The sequence below is a fragment of the Mycobacterium angelicum genome, assembly GCF_002086155.1.
GTDB lineage: Bacteria > Actinomycetota > Actinomycetes > Mycobacteriales > Mycobacteriaceae > Mycobacterium > Mycobacterium angelicum.
Window position 1 is genome coordinate 157,273 of the sequence record NZ_MVHE01000006.1, and the last position, 20,860, is coordinate 178,132.

Annotated in this window: 8 protein-coding genes; 1 reads left to right on the top strand and 7 read right to left on the bottom strand. The window is 67.2% G+C overall.

The genetic code is table 11. The annotated features are described in order from the left end of the window. Positions 1 to 7: 7 nt before the first annotated feature. Genes BST12_RS06800 through BST12_RS06825 form a run of 7 tightly spaced genes read right to left on the bottom strand, consistent with a single transcriptional unit; the run spans position 8 to position 17,321 of the window. Entirely contained in the window at positions 8 to 643 is a 636-nt protein-coding gene (locus BST12_RS06800) for a GNAT family N-acetyltransferase (protein WP_083112334.1), read from the bottom strand. Beyond that, positions 640 to 864 carry an MbtH family protein gene (locus BST12_RS06805; RefSeq protein WP_083112335.1) on the bottom strand — a complete coding sequence of 75 codons (225 nt, stop codon included), beginning with the start codon at positions 862 to 864 and terminating at the stop codon, positions 640 to 642. Before BST12_RS06805 ends, BST12_RS06800 begins: the two co-directional genes overlap by 4 nt. Further along, a complete protein-coding gene (mbtG, locus tag BST12_RS06810) occupies positions 842 to 2,152 on the bottom strand; it encodes an NADPH-dependent L-lysine N(6)-monooxygenase MbtG (protein ID WP_083112337.1) in 1,311 nt (436 codons plus the stop codon). The genes BST12_RS06805 and mbtG overlap by 23 nt, the downstream gene beginning before the upstream one ends. Then, a complete protein-coding gene (locus BST12_RS06815) occupies positions 2,149 to 6,516 on the bottom strand; it encodes a non-ribosomal peptide synthetase (RefSeq protein ID WP_083112339.1) in 4,368 nt (1,455 codons plus the stop codon). The genes mbtG and BST12_RS06815 overlap by 4 nt, the downstream gene beginning before the upstream one ends. Further along, on the bottom strand, positions 6,513 to 12,947 hold the full coding sequence (locus BST12_RS06820) for a non-ribosomal peptide synthetase (RefSeq protein WP_245850108.1): 6,435 nt from the start codon (positions 12,945 to 12,947) through the stop codon (positions 6,513 to 6,515). Before BST12_RS06820 ends, BST12_RS06815 begins: the two co-directional genes overlap by 4 nt. After that, entirely contained in the window at positions 12,940 to 16,026 is a 3,087-nt protein-coding gene (mbtD, locus tag BST12_RS30640; RefSeq protein WP_139801520.1) for a mycobactin polyketide synthase MbtD, read from the bottom strand. The genes BST12_RS06820 and mbtD overlap by 8 nt, the downstream gene beginning before the upstream one ends. After that, positions 16,026 to 17,321, bottom strand: coding sequence for a beta-ketoacyl [acyl carrier protein] synthase domain-containing protein (locus BST12_RS06825; protein WP_281254691.1), 1,296 nt, complete (start codon positions 17,319 to 17,321; stop codon positions 16,026 to 16,028). The genes mbtD and BST12_RS06825 overlap by 1 nt, the downstream gene beginning before the upstream one ends. A 601-nt stretch (positions 17,322 to 17,922) precedes the next feature. On the opposite strand from BST12_RS06825, the gene BST12_RS06830 reads away from it, so the two are divergent. Beyond that, entirely contained in the window at positions 17,923 to 20,838 is a 2,916-nt protein-coding gene (locus BST12_RS06830) for an MMPL/RND family transporter (protein ID WP_245850109.1), read from the top strand. The last annotated feature ends 22 nt before the right edge of the window (positions 20,839 to 20,860 follow it).

A 20,860-nucleotide genomic window follows, 5' to 3' on the forward strand; every position in this document is an offset into this window, starting at 1 on the left:
CACCTGCTCAGTCGCAGGCCCCAGCCGGCCTGGGAGCATCCTCGGGCGAGCGGGGCAATGCGTACAGCGCCATCCGGCGGTTGGCCATGTCGTGTTCGCCGAGAAAAACACAGCCGGCGCTCTCGCAGAATCGGCGGGCCATCGTGTTGCGATGGTCCGGATCGAACATGATTCGGCGGCAACGCGTTTCGGCATTGAGCACGCTCGCGACGAAGTGTGGCAGCACCAGCTGGGCGACTCCCTTATTCATGTATTCCAGATCCGGCATCGCGGCGTGTATGCCCAGATCGTATGTGTCGCAGTCGTACCGGTCGGCAATGGAATCCTTAGCAGCCCAGTATAATTCGACGTAAGCGCGCTCCCTGCCGCCCTCGCTGCCGAGGAAGGGGCGCGAATAGCAACCGTCGATCTGGGCGCGCAGGTAGCGTTCCCACCGCGATACGGGCCAGGCGTACTCCCACGCTTCGGCAAGGTGTGGACGGTTCATCCATTCGGCGATCATCTCGGCGTCGGCGTCGGGGTCGGCCAACCGAAACGAATACGGCTCGGGCACTTCAGGATTGGCTGGGGGCGCCGGGACATTACGGACTTCGTCGGAAAGATCGGTCAATTCCCGCGGCAGGATCACATCGGTTTCGCTCATGTCGAACCCCGTGAGTTCCGGGCCTCGCGAAGCGCTTTCGGCCGCATATCGGGCCAGTGTTCTTCGACATACTGCAGGCAATCAGCCCGGGCCGCTTCGCCGTAGACCTGACGCCAGCCGGCCGGGATGTCGGCGAAGCTCGGCCAGAGGCTGTGCTGATCCTCGCCGTTGATCAGCACGATGAACGTGCCGGTCTCGTCATCGAAGGGATTGGTGCTCATCATTTCTCCTTGTCGAACCATTGGCGTGGGATGAGGCGGGCGATGACGCGCGGGATAACGCGGCCCCCAGTACCCGGTCGGAAAGCAGGCCCAGGCAGCTGAGATTGGGGAACCCGGGCCCTTGATTCAGCCCGGCGAGCCCAGGCAGAAACAGTTTTGGTGTGACGTCGTTGACGGCCAAGTCGTGGCCGATCGCTTCCTGTAAGCGGTCCCCACTCATCGGGCCGCCCAGGCCCAGCTCGAGCAGGTCGAGCGCGTCCTGGCTGAACAGCGTGGTAAACCACAACGCATCCAGACCCGATCCGTCGATGACGAGATCGAAGCCATGGGCGGTCTCGAAATCTTCGCTGCCCCGGTTGGTGCTCAACGTGAGCCGAATCTGGTCGTCGCGTGCGACGGCATGAGCAACCCGTCCGCGCAGATGCCGGATTCGGTCGTCGGCCATCAGCGCGTCTTGCACGGTGGACGAGAACACACCACGGTCGGTCCGTGCGATAGCGCCCCGACGTTCGGCCAGCGTCAGCGCGGTCCATTCCGACGGGTCGGAGAACAGCGAGTTCTCGAAGTAACCCTCGCCGCGAGTGAACAGCGTGACCTGGGGCGAGATGACGGTAATCGTCGAAATCTTGTGCTGGAACAGCTCATTGAGCATGGCCGCGGCCGTCTCGCCGCCGCCGACCATTGCCACCCGCTCGGCGGTGATCCGGTCGTGCTCGGCGGCGCGGTGCCAGAACTGGGCGATCGAGAGCACCCGTGGATGGCCCGGCAGCAGCGTCCGTTCGGCTTGGCCCGGCCCGGTGATCATCAAGGCGTCGGCGTGCACGGTGCGCTCGGGTGTGTGCAGTGCCCAGCGCCGGCCGTCGACGGAGACCCGCTCGACGGCGCCGTAGACCACCGACATGTCGATGCGCTCGGCGACCCAGCGCAGGTACTGTCCCCACCGGCGGTGCGTAGGCGCCGGGCGACCGCGGTCGATCCACTGGGCGAATTGGCCGGTGGCGATCAGGTACGCCTGCCAGCTGTGGCACGTCATCCGCTCGTCAAGTTCGGCGTTGCGGCGCGGGACCAGCGACGAGCGATACGGGAATCCGACGTCTTTTTCCGGGCTGGTGCCAAGGTTTTGCGCGCCGTCGGTCCAGCCGCCGCTGGCCTGCCAGTTGGCGGCCACCCCGGTCCGTTCGACGGCGACGACGTCGAATGTCTCGACGCCCATCGCCCGCAACACCGATGCCTTGGCCGCGACGGCCACCGCCTTGGCGCCGGCCCCCACTACCGCGAGTGTGCTCATGCCACCATCTCCAATAGAGCTTCGTTCCAAAGCGCTTGCAGCGCAGTGAGATCGGATTCGTCGAGGATGTCGGGCAGCGCCCGCCACTGGGTCAGCAAGACTTGTTCGTCACCGGTGCCCAACAGCGCGGCCATGATGGTGAGTTCGTGACGCACCGCCAGGCCGGGCTCGGGCAGCGGCGGCAGTCCGCTGAGCAGTTCGCGGTCCAGCGCCAACCCGGCGTCGCCGACGTCGCCGCGGCCCAAATAGTTGACCAACAGTTGCGGCCCGGGACATTCGCCGAGTTGGCGCGCCGTGTCGGCGCGCAGGTAGCGCAGCAGGCCGAAGTCGATTCCGGCACCGGGAATCGCGGTCAACCGCGCCGCGACCCGGTGCGGGTCCGCAGTGTCCACGCGCAGCGGATAGATGCCGCTCAGCAGGCCGACGGTGTCGGTGGTGTCGGCGCCGTCGACCACGGTGTCGGCGCGGCCGTGGGTTTCCAGCGCCAGCAGCGGTGGCGGCGTCGGCTGACCGCGATCCTGACGCCACCGGGTCACCGTCCGCGCCGCCGCCGCCGCCAGCAGGTCAAACATCGGCAGGCCCGACTTCAGCAGCCGGCCGGTGACTTCCGTGTCGCTTAGCGCGGGGCGGACGATCAGATCTGCGGCCCGGTCACGACCGGGCCGCAGCCGCCGGGCTCCCAGATCCGGGTCGTCGCCGCGCAGCTGGTCGAGCCAAAACGATGTGGTGTCAAGTGTTTCGGCGCGCTGGGCCAGAGCCTGGGCCCAGCGGCGGAAGCCGGTGTGCTCGTGAATCGGCGCGGGTGAGCGCCCGTCGGCCAGCGCATGCAGGGCGGCGTCAAGTTCGCCGAGCACCACCCGCCACGACGCCGGATCCATCGCCAGCACATGCGCGGCCAGCACCAGGACATTGCCCGGTCGTAGCCACACCGCTGCCAGCAGCCGGCCCCGTTCGGGGTCAAGGCTTTCCACCGCTTGGTTCGCGTGTTCGGTGACGGCCGCCCTAAGATCGCCCGTCTCAAGATCGCCCGTCGGAGTCACCTCGGTCAGGACGTCGGTGGCCGGGACGGGTACCAAGGTCATGGCGGCGCGGTCCAGGCGGGTGCGCAGCACCTGGTGGCCGTCGACCACGCTGCGAAGCGCGGTCCGCACCTGGTCGCCGGTGATGGCCTCGGGCAGCCGGATCGCCTCGACCTGCGTCAGCCGTCGCGGCTCCCCGTATTCGTACAGCCAAAGCGCGTTGGGCAGCAACGGGATTGGAGTGGTCTCATCCTCGGCTTCGTGGGTCACCTCGGAAGCTTCGGCGTCGATTGCCGCGGCGAGTTCACGGACGGTGCCGCACTCGAGGATGAGTCGCGCACGCAACGGAATACCGCGCCGGCGTGCGGCCTGCACCACCGAGAGGGCCACGATGCTGTCCAGCCCCAGCTGCAGGAAATCTGTGGTCATGTCGATCGCCGGAAGCTGCAGCAACTCCGAAAGCAATTCGGCCAGTGCGGCTTCGGTCGCCGTTTCGGGGGTGGCTGCCACCTCGACGGTGGAATCGAGTGCAGCCAGGGCGGCCTCGTCCAGTTTGCCGTTGGCGGTCAACGGGATGTCATCCACAACCACGATGCGCTGCGGAACCATGTAGCGCGGCAGCCGCGCACCGAGCATGCCCCGGAGCTGGTCGGCGGTGGGCGCGGAGCCGTTGACGGTCGACGCGTAGGCGGTCAGCCGGTGTTGCTCGCTCACCAGGACGTGGGCGTTGCCCACTTCGGGATGGGCTTGCAGCGCGGCGGCGATCTCACCCGGTTCCACGCGGTAGCCGCGGATCTTCACCTGGGCGTCGGCGCGCCCGAGATATTGCAGCGCGCCGTCCGGCTGGCGGCGCACCACATCACCGGTGCGGTACATGCGTTCGCCGGGCGCGACCGGATCGGCGACGAACCGATGCGACGTCTCGCCGGAGCGCCCGAGGTAGCCGCGGGCCAATTGGGCTCCGGCCAAATACAATTCACCGGGCACGCCGACGGGGACTGGGCGCAGCGCGGAATCCAGCACATAGCCGCGGGTCTGCTGGGTCGGGCGCCCGATCGTCGGCGCGTCATGCTCGGCGATCGGCGCCAGCACCGCCTCGACAGTGGTCTCGGTGGGGCCGTAGCAGTTGAATGCCAGCATGCCGCTGCGGCGGCACTCGTCGCGGATCGCCCGCCAGGCCGGCGGGCCGATGGCTTCACCGCCCAGCGCGAGCACCGCCAACGGCACGTCGGTGAGTAATCCGAAGGCTCGCAGCTGGGCGAACATCGACGGAGTGGTGTCGATCAGGTCGATGCGATGTTCGCCGATGGTGCGCACCAGGGCTTCGGCATCACGCTGGGTGTGTTCGTCGACGACATGAACGGTGTGACCGTCGAGCAGCGCGGCCAGCGGCTGCCAGGCGGCGTCGAACGCGAAGGACCAGACATGCGCCACGGTCAGCGGGCGTCCCAGCCGGGCCGCACCCGGACGTAGTACGCCGTCGATGTGGTCGTCGGCATAGGCGCCCAGCGCGGCGTGAGTTCCGATGACGCCCTTGGGTTCTCCGGTCGTGCCGGAGGTGAAGACCACGTAGGCGGCTTGCTGCGGGTCCACGTCGGCGGTGCGGCAATCGTCGCCGCGCTGGTCGATTGCCGCGGACAACATGTCCTCGTCCACGATGACACCGGCGCCGGTCTGGCGCAGGATCGACTCCACCCGTTCGGGCGGCATCCCCGGTTCCAGCGGCACGCACACGGCGCCGGCCTTGAGTACCCCGAGCATCGCGACGACATACTGTGGGCCGCGCGAAAGCCGAATCGCCACGGGCGCTTCCGGCGCCACCCCGTGCGTATTGAGCAGGGCGGCCACCTGGTTGGCGGACGCGTCCAGTTCGCGGTAGCTCATCGACCCGTCCGCCCAGCTGAGCGCGGCGTGGTCGGGATGGGCCGCGGCCACTGCGGCAAACCGGGTGTGGAACCCGGTCGCCTGCCGCGACGGCGGCGCGGCCGCACACCGCAGCGGCTGCGCCTCGTCGTCGAACAGCACACTGACTTCGCGCAGTGGCCGCTCCCACCCCGACAACAGCCGCTCGGCGGTGGCCAGCACCCGGCGCCCGAGCGTCTCGCCGGTCGTCGCACCCAGCGCACCGGCGAGGACTTCCACCAACATGACCAGCTCACCGTCGGCCATGTGGGCAGCCAGCGCGACGGGGAAGTGCGACACACTTTCCAGGCCGGACGGCCGGAACGTCGCACCGCCGGCGGTCAATTCACCACCGTCGACCAGCCCGGCGGTCGGGAAGTTCTCGTAGACCAGCAGGGTGTCGAACATCTCGCCGACCCCGCCCAGTGCCCGCAGCTGCGCATGGCCGAGATAGCCGTGATCGCGCAGTATCGCCGCATCCCGTTGCACCCCAAGGCATTGCGTACCGACGTCGGCGTCGGGGTCGAGTCGCACCCGCAGCGGCACGGTGTTGATGAACAGGCCGATCATGGTTTCCACACCGGTCAGCTCCGGTGGACGCCCGGATACCGTGACACCGAACACCACATCGTCGCGGTCGGTCAGCCGCGACAACACCAGCGCCCAGGCCATCTGCAGCACCGTGTTGACGGTGATGCCCCGGGACCGGGCGCCTTCGGAAAGGCGCGCGGTGGTACCGGAGTCGAAGCGCAATTCGGTGCGTCGCGGTAGGCCGGTGCCCGGGGCTTCGGTGCTCATCGCGGAGGAGAGCAGGGTAGGGCCCGGTAGCCCGGCGAGGTGTTCGCGCCACACCTGCTCACTGGCATCGTGATCACGACCGGCCAGCCAGCCGATGTAATCCCGGTAGGGACGCGGCTCAGCGGCCAGTGCCTCGACGTTGCCGCCGGCCCCGTACAGGGCGATCATCTCTGCGGCGAATACCGGCAGCGACCAGCCGTCGATCACGATGTGATGCGCGCTGATCACCAAATGCCAACGTGCGTCCGGCAATTCGATGAGCAAAAAGCGGATCGCCGGAATCCGCTCCAGATCGAACGGCCGGCATCGCTCCGCGGTTTCGAGGCGTTCGACATCTCCAGGCGCGGCGGTGACCTGCCGCCAGGGCAGCTCGACTCGCGACGGCACTATCTGCACCGGACGTGCGATGTCGCGGCTGACGAAGCTGGCCCGCAGATTCGGGTGCCGCGCCAGCATCTTCCCCGCGCAATCCTTGAGCAGCTCGACGTCGAGCTCACCTGAGATGTCGGCGGTGATCCCGATCAGGTACGGGTCGTCCTCGCTGAACTCCGACAAAGTGGTGAGCGAATAGAGCCCCTCCTGCAGCGGGCTGAGCGCCATCACGTCCTCGATGGCCGGTGGTGTTCCGGTTTCGGTGGCGGTCACGGCGTGCCGCCTATCCCGGACGCACCCCAACTCTGGGTCACCGCGGCCAGATCCTGTTCGGACAGACCGGAAGTGGTCATCGGTTTGTGGTGGGTATCCGGTTCGGCCCCGTCGGCATCGGGGCCGGCGGACTCGGCGGCGGCGGCCAACCGCTGCACGGTCGGGTTCTCGAACACCATCCGCGGGCTGACCGTGAGGCCGGCGGCGCGCGCTCGGGCCGCCAGCTGCACCGACAGGATGCTGTCGCCGCCCAGCGCAAAGAAGTCGTCGAAGCGGCCCACCTCCGGCGTCGCGAGCAGCTCGGCGAAAACCGTTGCCAGCGCGCATTCGGTGCCGGTTTGCGGCGGATCCGCGTGACCCGTCGTGGCGACGGCCGGCCGCGGCAGCCCGGGCCGGTTCAGCTTGCCCGACTCGGTTTTCGGCATCTCGTCGAGCACGGTGATGGACGACGGCATCATGTATCCGGGCAGGACGCCGGCGACTTCGGCGCGCACCGCGGAGGCGAATGTCGCCTTGGCGGCATCGTCGGCGGCCGGCCGGTGTGGCACCACATACCCGGCCAACGTGGTACTGCCCTGCAGGTCCCACGTTCGCGCAGCCACCGCGGCCACGTCGTCGGCCGCCTTCAGCGCGGCCTCCACTTCGCCGAGTTCGACGCGGAAGCCACGTACCTTCACCTGATGGTCGGCGCGGCCGACGAACTCAAGCCGGCCGTCCTCGGTCCAGCGGGCCCGGTCGCCGCTGCGGTAGAACCGTGCGCCCGGTTCCTGGGCATACGGGTTGGGCACGAATCGCGACGCCGTAAGGCCGGGGCGCTTCCAGTATCCCCGCACCAATTGGCCGCCCGCGTAGTACAACTCGCCGACCACACCGACCGGGACGGGTTTGAGCGCGTCGTCGAGCAGGTAGACCTGCGAGTCGGGCATCGGGGTGCCCAGAATCGGAACCGGTGGGGTCAGCGGACCGCGGACGAGTGCGCCGGACGTCTCGGTGGCGCCGAAGTTGTTCAGTAGCTCGGGTCCGTGCGGGCCGCCACATGCGTCCAGCAGCCGCTCCTGCAGGGACACCGTCATCGGTTCGGCTCCGCACACCAGCCGGGTCAGCGAGCGCAGCGACTCCGGCCAGGCGTCGACGATCGTCGAGACCAGGCTGGGAACCGCCGTCACCTGAGCCACCGAGTGACGCTGGATCAGCGCTGCCAGGGCTTCGGGGTCCCGGTGCTCGGCGTCGTCGGCCAGGATCGTGGTGGCGCCGGCGGCCAGGCCGCCCAGCGTCTCCATGCAGCCCTCCAGGAAGGTCCAGGACGCCTGCGCCAGCCGGATGTCTTCGGTGTCTGCGCCCGCCACCGGATAATTCCAGACCTGCCAGTTCAACCGGCTCGTCATGGCCCGGTGGGTGCCCAGCACACCTTTGGGTGTGCCGGTCGATCCGGAGGTGAACACCAGATACATGGGGTCGTCGGGATGCGCGGCGGGCAATCGGTGCGAGCTTGCCGCCGGAACATCCAGGGCCTCTTGCACTTTGGGCTCGTCCAGCGAAATGAACGTCACCCCGGGCGAATCCGGCATGGTGTCGACGGCATCGCCGGTTACCACGACGACTTGCGGCCGGACATCGTCGAGCATCAGCTGTTTGCGGGCCAGGGGATAGCCGGGATCGAGCGGGAAGAAGCCGGCCCCGGCCTTCATGATGCCGACCAGTGCTACCACCATGTCGATCCCGCGCCGTGTCGACAGGCCCACCAGCGATCCGGGCCCGACGCCGTGATCGGCGAGCAGCTGGGCGAAGGCATCCGAACGCCGGTGCAGCGCAGGGTAATCGATCTGCTGGTCGCCGCAGCGCAGCGCGATGCGGTCGGCGCCCCATTGCCGGCTCGGCTCCAGCAGCGCGGCAATGGTGAGCGGGCGTTCGGCCGGCGGCTCGGGACCACGGCTGAAAGTCAGGATGCGTTGCCGCTCTTCGTCATCGAGCAATTGGACGTTGCGCAGTGTCTGGTCGACGTCACCGGCGAACGCATTGATGACCTGGCCCAGCCAGCCGGCCAGCCGTTCGATCGTGCTGCGGTGATACAGCTCGGTACGGAAAAGGATATTGCCGCTGTAGCCGGTCTCGTTGGCGAAGAAGTTGACGCTGAGGTCGGCGTGCGCGATATCGAATGTCGGCTCCAGCGCGGTGAACAGCGTGTCGCCGGCCGGGCCGCTGTCGACGACGCGTTCGGCGGGCAGGTGGTCCCGAACGTGCACGACGACCTGAAACAGCGGGTTGCGCGACAGCGTGCGCACCGGGTTGACCGCGTCCACCACCCGGTCGAAGGGCAGATCCTGATGCGTGTAGGCGGCCAGTGCGGTTTCCCGGGCGCGGCCCAGCACTTCGCGCAGCGTCGGGTTGCCGGTGAGGTCGTTGCGTAACACCAGGATGTTGATGAAAAAGCCGATCAGCTGGTCGAGTTCGGGTTCAGCGCGCGCCGCGATCGGTGTACCCAACGGAATATCCACGCCGCCACCGGCTTTGTGCAGCACGACCGCGACCGCCGTCTGCAACAACATGAACTCGGTGATGCCGAGCTGGCGGCACACGTCGGCGAGCTTGGTGCGGGTCTGCCCGTCGATGCTGAATTCGACGGAGTCACCGGCCCCGCTGGGCACCGGCTGCCGCGGCAGATCCGGCCGCAGCCCGGTGTCCTCTGGTATTCCCTCCAGCTGCCGCGTCCAGTAGTCGCGTTGCACGCCCGCGATGCTGGCCTGGTCCGTTTCGGCCAGCAATTCGCCCTGCCAGGCCGCGTAGTCGGCGTATTGCAGCGGCAGCGGCGCCCAGGCCGGCTGTTGGCCGGTGTGCCGGGCGCGGTAGGCAGTGAGCAGGTCGGCGAACAGCACTCCGCCCGACCAATGGTCGATGGCGATGTGATGCACCACCAGTGACAGCACGTGCTCGTCACCGGTGTGCAGCACCGCGGCGCGCACCGGCCAGTCACGGTCCAGCTCGAAGCGGTAGCCGCGCTCGGTGTCCAGCTGCTGCTGCAACCACGCTTCGCCCGAGCCGGTCGCCTGCCGCACCGGTATCTCGGCGGCGGGGTGCACGACTTGGTGTGGCACACCGTCGATTTCGGTGTAGGTGGTGCGCAGGATTTCATGCCGGCTCACCACATCGCCGACGGCGGCGACGAGGGCGTCGACGTCGCACGGCCCACTCAACCGGGCCGCGAACGGTATGTTGTTGACTTCGCTGGGGCCCTCGATCTGGTAGGCGAACCAGGTGCGCAATTGCGCGGCCGATACTGGCAGCGGCCCGTCGTGCGGGATCTCGACCAGCTTGGGCCGCTTGGGCATATCTGGGTCGGATGCCAGTTCGTCGACCCGTTCGGCGAGGCGCCCCACCGTCGAGAGCTCGAACACATCGCGGATTCCGAGTTCCACGCCGCACCCGGATCGGATCGCGGCTACCAGCTTGGTCGCGGCCAGCGAATGCCCGCCCAAGTCGAAGAACGAGTCGTCCACACCGACCCTGGGGTGCCCCAGCAGGTCGGTGAACAGTTGGGCGATGTGGCGTTCGTTGTCGGTGGTGGGCTCGCGATATTCGGCCGTGGAAGCGATCTCGGGCTGGGGGAGAGCGTTCCGGTCGATCTTGCCGTGCGCGGTTATCGGAATCTCGTCGAGGACGACATAGGCCGCCGGAGTCATGTAGTCGGGCAGCGCGGCGGCGACTCGGGCCTGGATACGTTCCAGGTCAACGGTTTCGGTGCCGCCGTCGGCCGCGGTGATGTAGCCGACCAGGCTTTTGCCCAGCTGCGGCAGATCCGCGGCGATCACGACGGCCTGCCCGACGCTGGGGTCGACCGAGATTGCCGCGGCGATCTCACCGAGCTCGATGCGGAAGCCGCGAATCTTCACCTGTTCGTCGGCGCGGCCGACGAATTCGATGTCGCCGTCGGTGTTGCGGCGCGCCAGGTCTCCCGACCGGTACAACCGCCCGCCGGAAGTGAACGGGTCGGCCACAAAGCGTTCGGCGGTGAGCGCCGGCCGGCGATGGTAACCGTGCGCGACATGGGTTCCGCCGATGTAGATTTCGCCGATGACGCCGGCCGGCACCGGCTGCAGCGCATCGTCGAGCACATATACCTGGGTGTTGATCTTGGGCCGCCCGATCGGCACGATCCTGGTGCCCTGGGTGCCTTCCACCTGGTAGCTGGTGGTGTTGATGACGGTCTCGGTGGGGCCGTAGAAGTTGTACAGCAGCGCATCGAAGGTGGTGTGGAACTTGTCGGCGATCTCGCCCGGCAGCGGCTCGCCACCGATGGGTACCCGGCGCAGGGTGCGCCATCGGCTGACACCGGGCAGCGACAAGAACAGGCCCAGTAGCGAGGGGACGAAGTGCATCGAGGTGATGCCCTCACGCTGCAGCAGATCGGTCAGATAGCCGATATCGCGCAGCCCGTCGGGCCGCGGAATCACCAGCCGGCCGCCACAGATCAGCAGCCCGAAGATTTCGGCGATGGAGACGTCGAATCCCGGCGAGGCCACTTGCAGCAACCGGTCGGTCTCGTCGACCTGGTACTCGTCGCCGAACCAGACGAAGTACTCGGCGACCGGCGCATGCGGCACCGGCACGCCCTTGGGCAGCCCGGTGGACCCCGACGTGTAGATCACATACGCGGTGTTGTCGGGCCGCAGCGGCCGGATCAGTTCGTCGGCTTCTGGGTCGGCGGACGAGTAGCCCGAGAGATCCGTAACCGGTTCGCGCAGTACGAGTTTGGCCTCGGCGTCCTTGAGGATGTAGGCCAGCCGGTCGTCGGGATAGGTCGGGTCGACGGGCAGATAGACGGCGCCGGCCTTGAGCACGCCCAGCGCTGTTATGACGAGTCCGGGAGATTTGTCCAGCAGCACGGCGACACGGTCCTCGCTGCCGACTCCCTGGTCGATCAGCCAGTGCGCCAATCGGTTTGCTTCTTCGTTGAGTTCACGGTAGTTGTACTGGCGGCCTTCGGAGACGACGGCTACGGCGTCGGGCGAAGACGCCGCGCGCTCGGCCACCAACGCCGGCAATGTGGTGGCGGGCGTCGAAAACTGTTCGCCGGTTGCCGTTTCACGCAGCCATTCCGACTCGTCCGCACCGAACAGCGCCAGCCGCTCCAGGACGGCGTCCGGGTCGGCCAGGGCGCTGTCGAGCAGGGTGAGGAAATGGCCGAGGAACTGGTGGGCCAGCTGACGGTCCAGCACCTCGCCGAGATACTCGGCTTCGACCAGCCCGTCGCCGCCGGCCGGCGCCAGCTCCACCATGAAGCTCAGCGGCAGCTGGCTGAACTGGCCTCGCAGCTCGCCGCGCCGGCACTCGACAGCGGGTGGGTTGAAGCCGGCGCCGTCGGATTCGCGCAGCCCGAAGCTCACCCGGGTCATCCGTTCGGCGCCGTGGTCGTGGTCGGAGTTTGATTCGTTCACCAGCCAGTCCAGATTGACGCGCTGGTGGGCGAACGCCCCGGTGACGCCGTCGTGGGTTTGGTCCAGCAGCTCGCGAAATGTCTGGCGCGGCTGCGGTTGGGCACGTACCACCACGGTGTTGCCGAAATAGCCGATCGCGCTCTCGGTCCCGGCGCCGCGGTTGAGCACCGGCGCCGCGATGAGGAAGTCCGTGGCGTGGGTGTAGCGATGAAGTAGCGCCGAGAACGCGGCCAGCAATACCGCGTAGGTGGTGGTGCCGCTGCGATCGGCCAGCGCGGTGGCGCGGCCGATGGTAGGCGCCGGCAGCCGCACCGACGCCCGCTGGGCCCGCCAGGTACTGGGCAGCGCCGACCCGCTGGGGCCTGGAAGTTCCAGTGGCTCAGGGAGATCCGATAGCAATGCCCGCCAGTAAGCCAGATCGTCGGCGCGGATGCCGGTAGCGATCACCGCCGGCAGCGGAGCGCCGTCCAGGTCGCCGTCACGGTAGGCGCGGGTCAGATCGGCGAAGAACGGGGTCCACGATCCGTCGTCCCAGGCGATGTGATGAGCGGTCACCAACAGCACCAGCTCTTCGGTCCCTAGCCGCACGGCGGCCAGCCGCAGCGGCGAATCGGCGGTCAAATCGAAGGGACGGCGAAACTCTCGCTGTGCCAACACTTCCAGGCGCAGCTGCCGGGCCTGTTCGGTCAGCTCGCACAAGTCGTGTTCGCTCCAACCGGGCCGCAGATCGTCGTGCATCACCGGACGCGGCTCCGCAGAATTGCCCTGGGAGTCGATCTCATACGTGGTGCGCAACACCGGATGCCGAAGCGCCACGGCGTCCAGCGCCCGGTGCAGCCGCTCGAGGTCTACCGCGCCGGTCAGGCGGTAGGACGCGCAGACGTTGAGCAGCGAACTGGCCGGATCCATCGACTGCACGAACAACATCCGGCGCTGACCATCGGATAGTCGGGCGTTTCGGTTCTGGCTTGGCTGCACGCGTTGGTCGGTATCAGTCACGCGAGGATTCCACCCTCTCCAGTCTCTCGGGTTTCGCAGTGTTCTCGGGGTTCGGGGCGGGTTGCTCGGCAGCCGATTGCAGCAGGTCGATCAGCTCGGTGCCGGTGATGCCACCGAGCAATCGGGCCGCCGGCACCGATTGACCGGTCCATCGGCGCAGCCGGTCGCGCAGGTCCAGCGCCAGCATCGAGTCCGCGCCGAGGTCAACCAGCGCCGCACTCAGGTCCACCGACTTCGGTCCGTCGAGGCTGAACGCGGCCGCAATCTCGGCCCGCACCAGGTCGCTGACCGATCGCTGATCGGTGCTCTGGGAATGGGCCGGCGAAACGTCATCTGCCTCGGCGACGGGCACCGTGAAAGGCACTGCCACGCCTTGGCTTTCGAAGAAAACCCGCAGGCGGTCCAAGTCGGCGGCCAGAATCAGCGGGTCGCCACCGTAGCGGCGCAGGCTGGCGGTAACTGCCGCGTCGGGTTCCATCGCGATCAAGCCGGATCGCTCGATGCGGGCGATTTCGTCGGCGTCGGCGATTGTGGTGCCCTGCCACAACCCCCACCGCACCGCCATGGCGTCGAGCCCCTGGGCCCGCAGGTCGGCGGCCAAGACATCCAGGATCCGGTTGGACGCTGCATAGGCTCCGTGTCCGTGGCCGCCCCACACCCCGGATACCGAGGAGCACAACAGGATTCGCGCTTCAGGCCGCAACGGCCAAATCTCGGTCATCTGGACCAACCCGATTACCTTGGCCGAGAACACATCTGCCAGATCCTGCTCGCCGAGTTGATCATGGGGTGCGAACCTGGCCGTTCCGGCGGTGTGAATCAGCAGCGCAGCTCCCGCACCGCCGAACTGCTCGGCCACCATCGACACCGCGTCGGCGTCGGTGATGTCGCAGGCCGGGGCGTGTACCTGTGCCGGATATCCGTGCGTCAACCGGTTCAGGTCGTCCTGGCTGAGGCCGTTGCGGCTCAACAGGATAACCCGTCGCGCGCCTGCTTCGACGCAGTGCCGGGCGTACCGCAGTCCGATAGTTCCGCTGCCCCCGGTGATCACCACATCGTCCAGTGCTGCCGCATCCAGGACCCGCTCAGCCGGGGGTTCGGCACATTCCTGCAAAGTCCGGACAAGGCAACCGTCGCGCCAGGCGACCTCGGTTTGGTCTCCCAGCAACGCGTCGACGCATGCTTGAGCGGTGTCCGCGTCGATACTGCGGCTGGGCAGGTCGAGATGCGCGAAGGTCTGCTCGGGGAATTCGAATCCGACGCTGCGGTGCATCGCGGCCAGTGCGGCCTGACCCGGCAGGGCAGCGGGCGCATCGGAATCCATCCGCTCACCGCAGGTGGTCACCAGCCAGACCCGCCGGCAGCGCTGACCGACGGCTCGCCGGTAGTCGAGTTGCCTTGCGGCCGAGGCGAATTGCTGGGTGGCGGACACCGCGTCGGGCGCCATGAGCGGCGGCGCGACCAGGACTGCGATCTCCGCCTCATCGGGATCCGTCAAGTAGCATCCGTCATGCGTCGTGACCGCGTCGGTCAGCTGGCGCACCACCGGATCACCCGCATCGGAATTGACCGGCGCCACGATTGTGACGCCGCAGGACGGCCGGTCGGCGGGGTTGACGTCGCCGACCGCAAGCGGCTGCCACTCCTCGCCGAAGACGGCGGGCACCAAGCCGGGAACGGGCGGGAGCGGTTCCGGCGTGGCCCACAGACGTACGGCGCGCATCGGTGCGCTCGGGAATCCCCACAGCGGCTGCCGGTCGCCGACGTCGGCCAGATCCGACCACCGGTAACCCGGATTGGCCACGGCGGCGGCGACGATGCTGGCGGACACGTGCTCGACGAACGGCTCGTCGCGGCGGCCTGAAGTCAGCAGCACCGCGTCCTGGACCAGCTCACCGAGTGCATACAGCAGCGACGGATCCGCCGACATTTCGACGAACGTGCCCGCCCCGCGCTGCGCGGCGGTCGCCACGGCGTGGTCGAAACGGACGGTGTTGCGCAGATTCTGGTACCAGTAGTCGGCGAAATCGGTGTCGGCCCGGACCACGCCACCGCGGGCCGAGCTGGCGAACTCCACTGGGGCGTCCAGGAACGCCGATGTGGGCAGCAGGTCGGCAAAGGTGGCGCGCAGTGATTCGAGCTTGCTGGTGTGCGCCGGAAAGTCGACGTCGAGCTCGCGGACGAAAACACGGTTCTGCTCGGCCACGCCCACAATGCCGGCGACCGCGTCGCGGTCACCGGAGACCACACTCGACGAGGGCGAGTTGACCACCGAGACCTCCAGCCAGCCCGGCGTTTCGGCGATCAATTGCCCGGCGCGCTCAGCACCCACGCCCAGTACTGCCATGCCGTATCGGCCCGGAAGCCGACCGACGACGGTGGCCCGGGCCGCCACGACGGCAACCGCGTCGGGCAGCGCGAGGGCGCCGGCCACGTAGGCCGCCGCCACCTCACCCAAACTGTGGCCCACGGTGATGTCGGGCAGCACGCCGCAGCATCGCCACAGCTGCGCCAGGCTGGCGGCGTGCGTGAATTGCGCACCCTGGATGTGGATTTGCGACCACTCCCGACCGGAATCCCGACCGGCATCCCGACCGGAATCCCGACCGGAATCGGAATCGGAATCGGAATCGGCCAGCAGATAGGCCAGCGGTGACGGCAAACCCGCCGCCGCAAAGGCCTGCGCGCAGCGCTGCGCCTCGGCGCGATACACCGGAAGCCGCCGATACGCTTCGGCGCCCATCGACGGCCACTGGTTGCCCTGACCGGGAAAGAGGAACGCGGTGCGCGGTGCCGAGTTCTCCGAAGATCGGGCCACCAGCCGATGCGGTTCACCACCCGCCAGCGCGCGCAGGCCGGCTTCCAGTTCAGTACGCTCGGCGGCCCGGATGACCGCACGGTGGCGACGCACCCGGCGGGTACTCAGCAACGTCGAAGCCACGGCCGCGGTGACGCCTTCGGCGCCGCGGTGGTGCTCAAGATAGTTCAGGATGGCCGCGGCGTCCTGACCGATAAGGTCCGGCTCATGCGCGCTGAGCAGCACTGGAAGGCGGTCATCGGGCAGGCGGTGTGCAGCCATCATGCAGCCTCCGCCATGGAGACGATCAGATGTGCATTGGTGCCGCTGATGCCGAACGCGGAAACAGCGGCAATGCGTTGTCCGTCCACGGTCGGCCACGGCGTGAGTTCCTGAGCCAACCGCAGGCCCTGGCGGTCCCAATCGATTTCCTTGCTGGCTTCGGCCGCATGCAGGGTCGCCGGAATGGCGCCGTGCTCGGCGGACACCAGAATCTTGGCCAGCCCCAGCCCGCCACCGGCGGCTTGCGCATGGCCGAAGTTGGACTTCACCGAGCCCAAGATCGCGCCCTGGCCGGGTTCGGTGTTGCCGTAGATATCGGCCAGCGACTGCAATTCGGTGCGATCGCCGAGCTTGGTGCCGGTGCCGTGACCCTCGATCATTCCGACCTGTTCGGGCGCCAGGCCGGCTTGGGACAGGGCTCGCCGCAAAAGCCGGCGTTGCGCGGTTCCGGACGGGGCGGCCAGCCCCGCGCTGCGACCGTCCTGGTTGAGGACGCTGGAGCGGACTTCGGCGACGATTCGGTGCCCGGCGCGCAGCGCGGCCGACTTTCGTTGCAACACAAACATCGCCGCGCCCTCGGCCCACACGGTTCCGCTGGCCTGCGCGCTGAAGGGACGGCAGTGGCCGTCGTCGGAGAGCGCGTGCTGTTTGGAGAACTCGACGAAGAATCCGGGAGAGCCCATCACGCAGACCCCGCCGGCCAGCGCCATATCGCAGTCACCGGTTCGCACTGACTGCACCGCGACATGCAGTGCCGCCAGCGCCGACGAGCACGAGGCGTCGATCGTCAGCGCCGGGCCGGTCAATCCAAGCAAGTAGGAGATCCGGCCGGAGATCACGCCCGAAGCGGTCCCGGTGATCAGCCGACCGCTGTGGCGGGAGAACTCAGCCATCTCCGGTCCGTACCCGGTCAGGTAGGCGCCGACGTAGCAACCGACGTCGTGGCCGGCCAAGTCGTCGGGATTGATTCCACTGCTTTGCAGGGAGCGCCAGGCGACTCGTAACGCGACCCGTTGTTGTGGGTCCATCGCGATGGCCTCGTGCCGGGATATCCCGAAGAATGCTGGGTCGAATGTGGTTGCGCCGGTGAGAAATCCACCGGAATCATGAATCCGCTTGAATCCGTCTCGGCAAGACCCGGTCAACAGGTCGCGAATCGGCCACCCGCGATCGTCCGGAAGCGGAGACAATCCCTCCCGTTGCTGAGACAGCAATTCCCAATAGCCCTCGGCGGTATCGATACCACCGGGCGCTTCGACGGCCATGCCGACGATGGCGACCGGGTCTTGGTCCAACCCGGTATCGAAGCCGGTATCCGGACGGTGATCAAACCGCTGATCAGACCGCTGATCAGACATCGCCAACGACCGCCGTGGTCGGCGGGATGATGAGACCAAACGCCGCCATAGATCCTCCCCTCTGCTCAGCAACTGTGGATAAACGTCTTTCGCAGGTCAGCGCAGGACCGTGTTGCCGTAGCAACGAAAACCGCTGCGGTGTGCGTACATACGTAAGCGGCGTACGTGCGTAAAGCGGTCAGCAGGTTAAATACCCCTGTCGACCGGCGGTAAACGCGGAAAACTTCGAAAGGCTTCCTATCTCGTTGTGAACTTCGTCTCCGCGCTCAGTGGGCTTTCAGACTTGAAGCGATGGCCGGATTGCACATGCGTCTACTTGCTTCGGCCAGCGGCGATTTCGCGCCGCTGCGCTTCGCTTCCTGGACCATTGCGATCGCCGGACATTTACCCTCACGCAAATTCGCGGAGCACCAACATGTTTGGTTAGACTGACCGAAAGGCAGTTCGAAACCCGTTATGGCGCTGGTTATTCCAGTGAACCAGGATCCGCGGTTGCTCAAAAACATTGCACCCTACGCCGGAAGCGTAACCTGGAGAGGTGTTACACCTTGGTGGCCGGTTGCAGGCCACCGGTTTCTTTCATCGCTGGGCTCGCGTCGTGGTGCGCCGGCCATGGCTGGTCGTCGGCTTTTGGGTGGTGCTGGCCGTCGCTCTGTCGGTTACGTTGCCGCAACTGACGCAGGTGGTGCGCGAACGTACCGAGGAGATCCTGCCGAGTAACGCCCCGGTGATGGTCGCCACCAGGCAGATGACGGAAGCGTTTCATGAGCCGGAGTCGCAAAACGTCGCCCTGGTGGTGCTCACCGACGAACACGGCCTGACCCGCGCCGACGAAGACGTGTACCGCACGCTGGTGGACCGGCTGCGTCGCGATACCAACGACGTCGCGAGTGTCCACGACTTCATCACCACGCCGGCCCTGCGCGACGTGATGACGAGCGCTGACCACAAGGCGTGGTTCATTCCCGTCGGCGTCAGCGGCGAACTCGGTTCGCCGAAGTCCAAAGAGGCGTACTCCCACATTTCCGGCCTTGTCCAGCAGACCGTCCAACAGGCCGTGGCCGGATCGACGTTGACCGCGAACACGACGGGCATTGCCGCCACCGTCGCCGAACTGGCCGATATCGGTCAACGCGACATGCGCGTCATCGAACTGGCCACCATCGCCATGGTGCTGTTGATCCTGCTGGTGGTGTATCGCAATCCGCTCACCATGTTGTTGCCGTTGCTCACCATCGGGGTATCACTGGTGACCGCCCAACAAGTGGTTGCCGGCCTGGCCGGCGTGGGGCTGGGTATCTCACAGCAGACGGTCGTGTTCATGACCGCGATGATGATCGGTGCCGGGGTGGATTATGCGGTGTTTCTGATCAGCCGCTACCACGAAAAGCTGCGGCAAGGCGCGACGTCCGACGAAGCGGTGGTGGGCGCGCTGACGGGTATCGGCACGGTGATCGCCGCCTCGGCTGCCACTGTCGCGATCACCTTCCTGGGCATGAGCTTCACCCGACTGCAGGTTTTTTCCACCGTGGGGCCGGCGTTGGCCATCTCGATCTCGATCGCGTTTCTGGCCGCGATCACCTTGCTGCCGGCGATTCTCGCGCTGGCCGGGCGGCGCGGCTGGGCCGGACCCAAACGCGATCTGACCGGCCGGCTCTGGCGGCGTTCGGGAGCTCACATCGTGCGCCGTCCGGTCGCGCATCTGGTCGGTAGCCTGGTCATTCTGGCCGCCTTGGCCTGTTGTGTTCCATTGCTGCACTCGAGCTACGACGCGCGCACGACGCTGCCGCCGTCGGCGCAGAGCAATATCGGCTATGCCGCGATGGAACGCCATTTTCCGGCGAGTTCGATCAGTCCGCAGTACCTCTTCGTGCAATCCCCGCACGACCTGCGCAACCCCAAGGCATTGGCTGATCTCGAGCAGATGGCGCAGCGGGTCAGTCAGCTGCCCGACGTCGAGATGGTCCGCGGCGTTACCCGGCCGACGGGTGAACCGCTCGAGCAGGCCAAGCTCAGTTGGCAGGCCGGCGAAATCGGACAGCGGCTTTCCGACGCGTCCTCCCGCATCGCCGGCGCGAACGGCGACCTTGACGCGCTGACCGACGGCGCGCGCAAACTCGCCGACAGTCTGGCGGCCGTGCACAACCGGGTGAGTCAGGCGATCGGGGGGTTGAGCGGTCTGCTCTCCGAACTCACCCGGATGCAAAACCAGCTCGCGGCAGCGCAGACGGTCAGTGCCACCAACAGCAACCAGGTACTGACCCGGGCCGGTTCGGTGCTAGCCGGTCTGAAGGCAAGTCCCGCCTGCACCATGGACCAGCGCTGCAACGAGGCCCTGGACGAACTGCAACGGCTCGTCGACACCGGCCAGCGCACCGCGGGCCCGAGTGCCTCCAATCAGGAATTGCGGGGATTGCTGGGGCGGGCGGTCCAGGCCATCCGCGCCCTGGACCCGAGCCGGCTGCAGCAGCAGCTCGCAAGTCTGGAGCAGGGGGCCAACGCGCTGGCCAATGGCAGCGAGCAGGTGGCCGCCGGGGTGCGCGAGCTGGTGGATCAAACCAAACAACTCGGCGGCGGCCTGGCCGAAGCGTCCGAACTGCTGTTGTCGATGAAGAACAACGCGTCGCAACCGAGCATGTCCGGTTTCTACATTCCGCCCCAAGCGATGAATAGCACCCAGTTCAAGGAAATGGCTGCGGTGTTCGTGTCTCCCGACGGGCATGCGGCGCGCTATTTGGTGCAATCGACATTGAAACCGTTCGACAGCAAGGCCATGGATCAGACGAAGGCGATCGTCGGTGCGGCGCGCGGCGCACAACCGAACACGTCGCTGGCTGACGCGTCGATCGAGATGACGGGCATGACGCCGATGTACAGCCAAATGCGGGACTACTACAACCATGACCTGCGGTTCATCGTGATCATGACCATCGCCATTGTGTTCCTGATTCTGGCGGTACTGCTGCGGGCGATCGTGGCGCCGCTGTATCTCGTTGCCACCGTCATAGTTTCGTATCTGTCCGCACTGGGCATCGGAGTCATCGTGTTCCAGCTCATCGGAGGCCAGCCGCTGGCGTGGAGTGTGCCCGGGATGGCGTTCATCGTGCTGGTCGCCGTCGGAGCGGACTACAACATGTTGCTGATTTCCCGGATTCGCGACGAATCGCCGCACGGGATTCGGGCCGGCGTCGTGCGCACTGTGGGTACGACGGGGGGAGTGATCACCTCTGCCGGTCTCATCTTCGCCGCATCGATGTTCGGCATGCTGTTCGGCAGCATCAGCACCATGGTCCAGGCCGGCTTCGTCATCGGCGCCGGGTTGCTGCTCGACACCTTCTTGGTGCGCACCATCACCGTGCCGGCGCTGGCGGTGCTGGCCGGCAAGGGCAACTGGTGGCCGTCAAAACGGCACGCCGCGAAAGCCGCTCCCGAGCCGGAACCCGAGCCGGCCTGAACAAGCCACGACCAGATCGAAA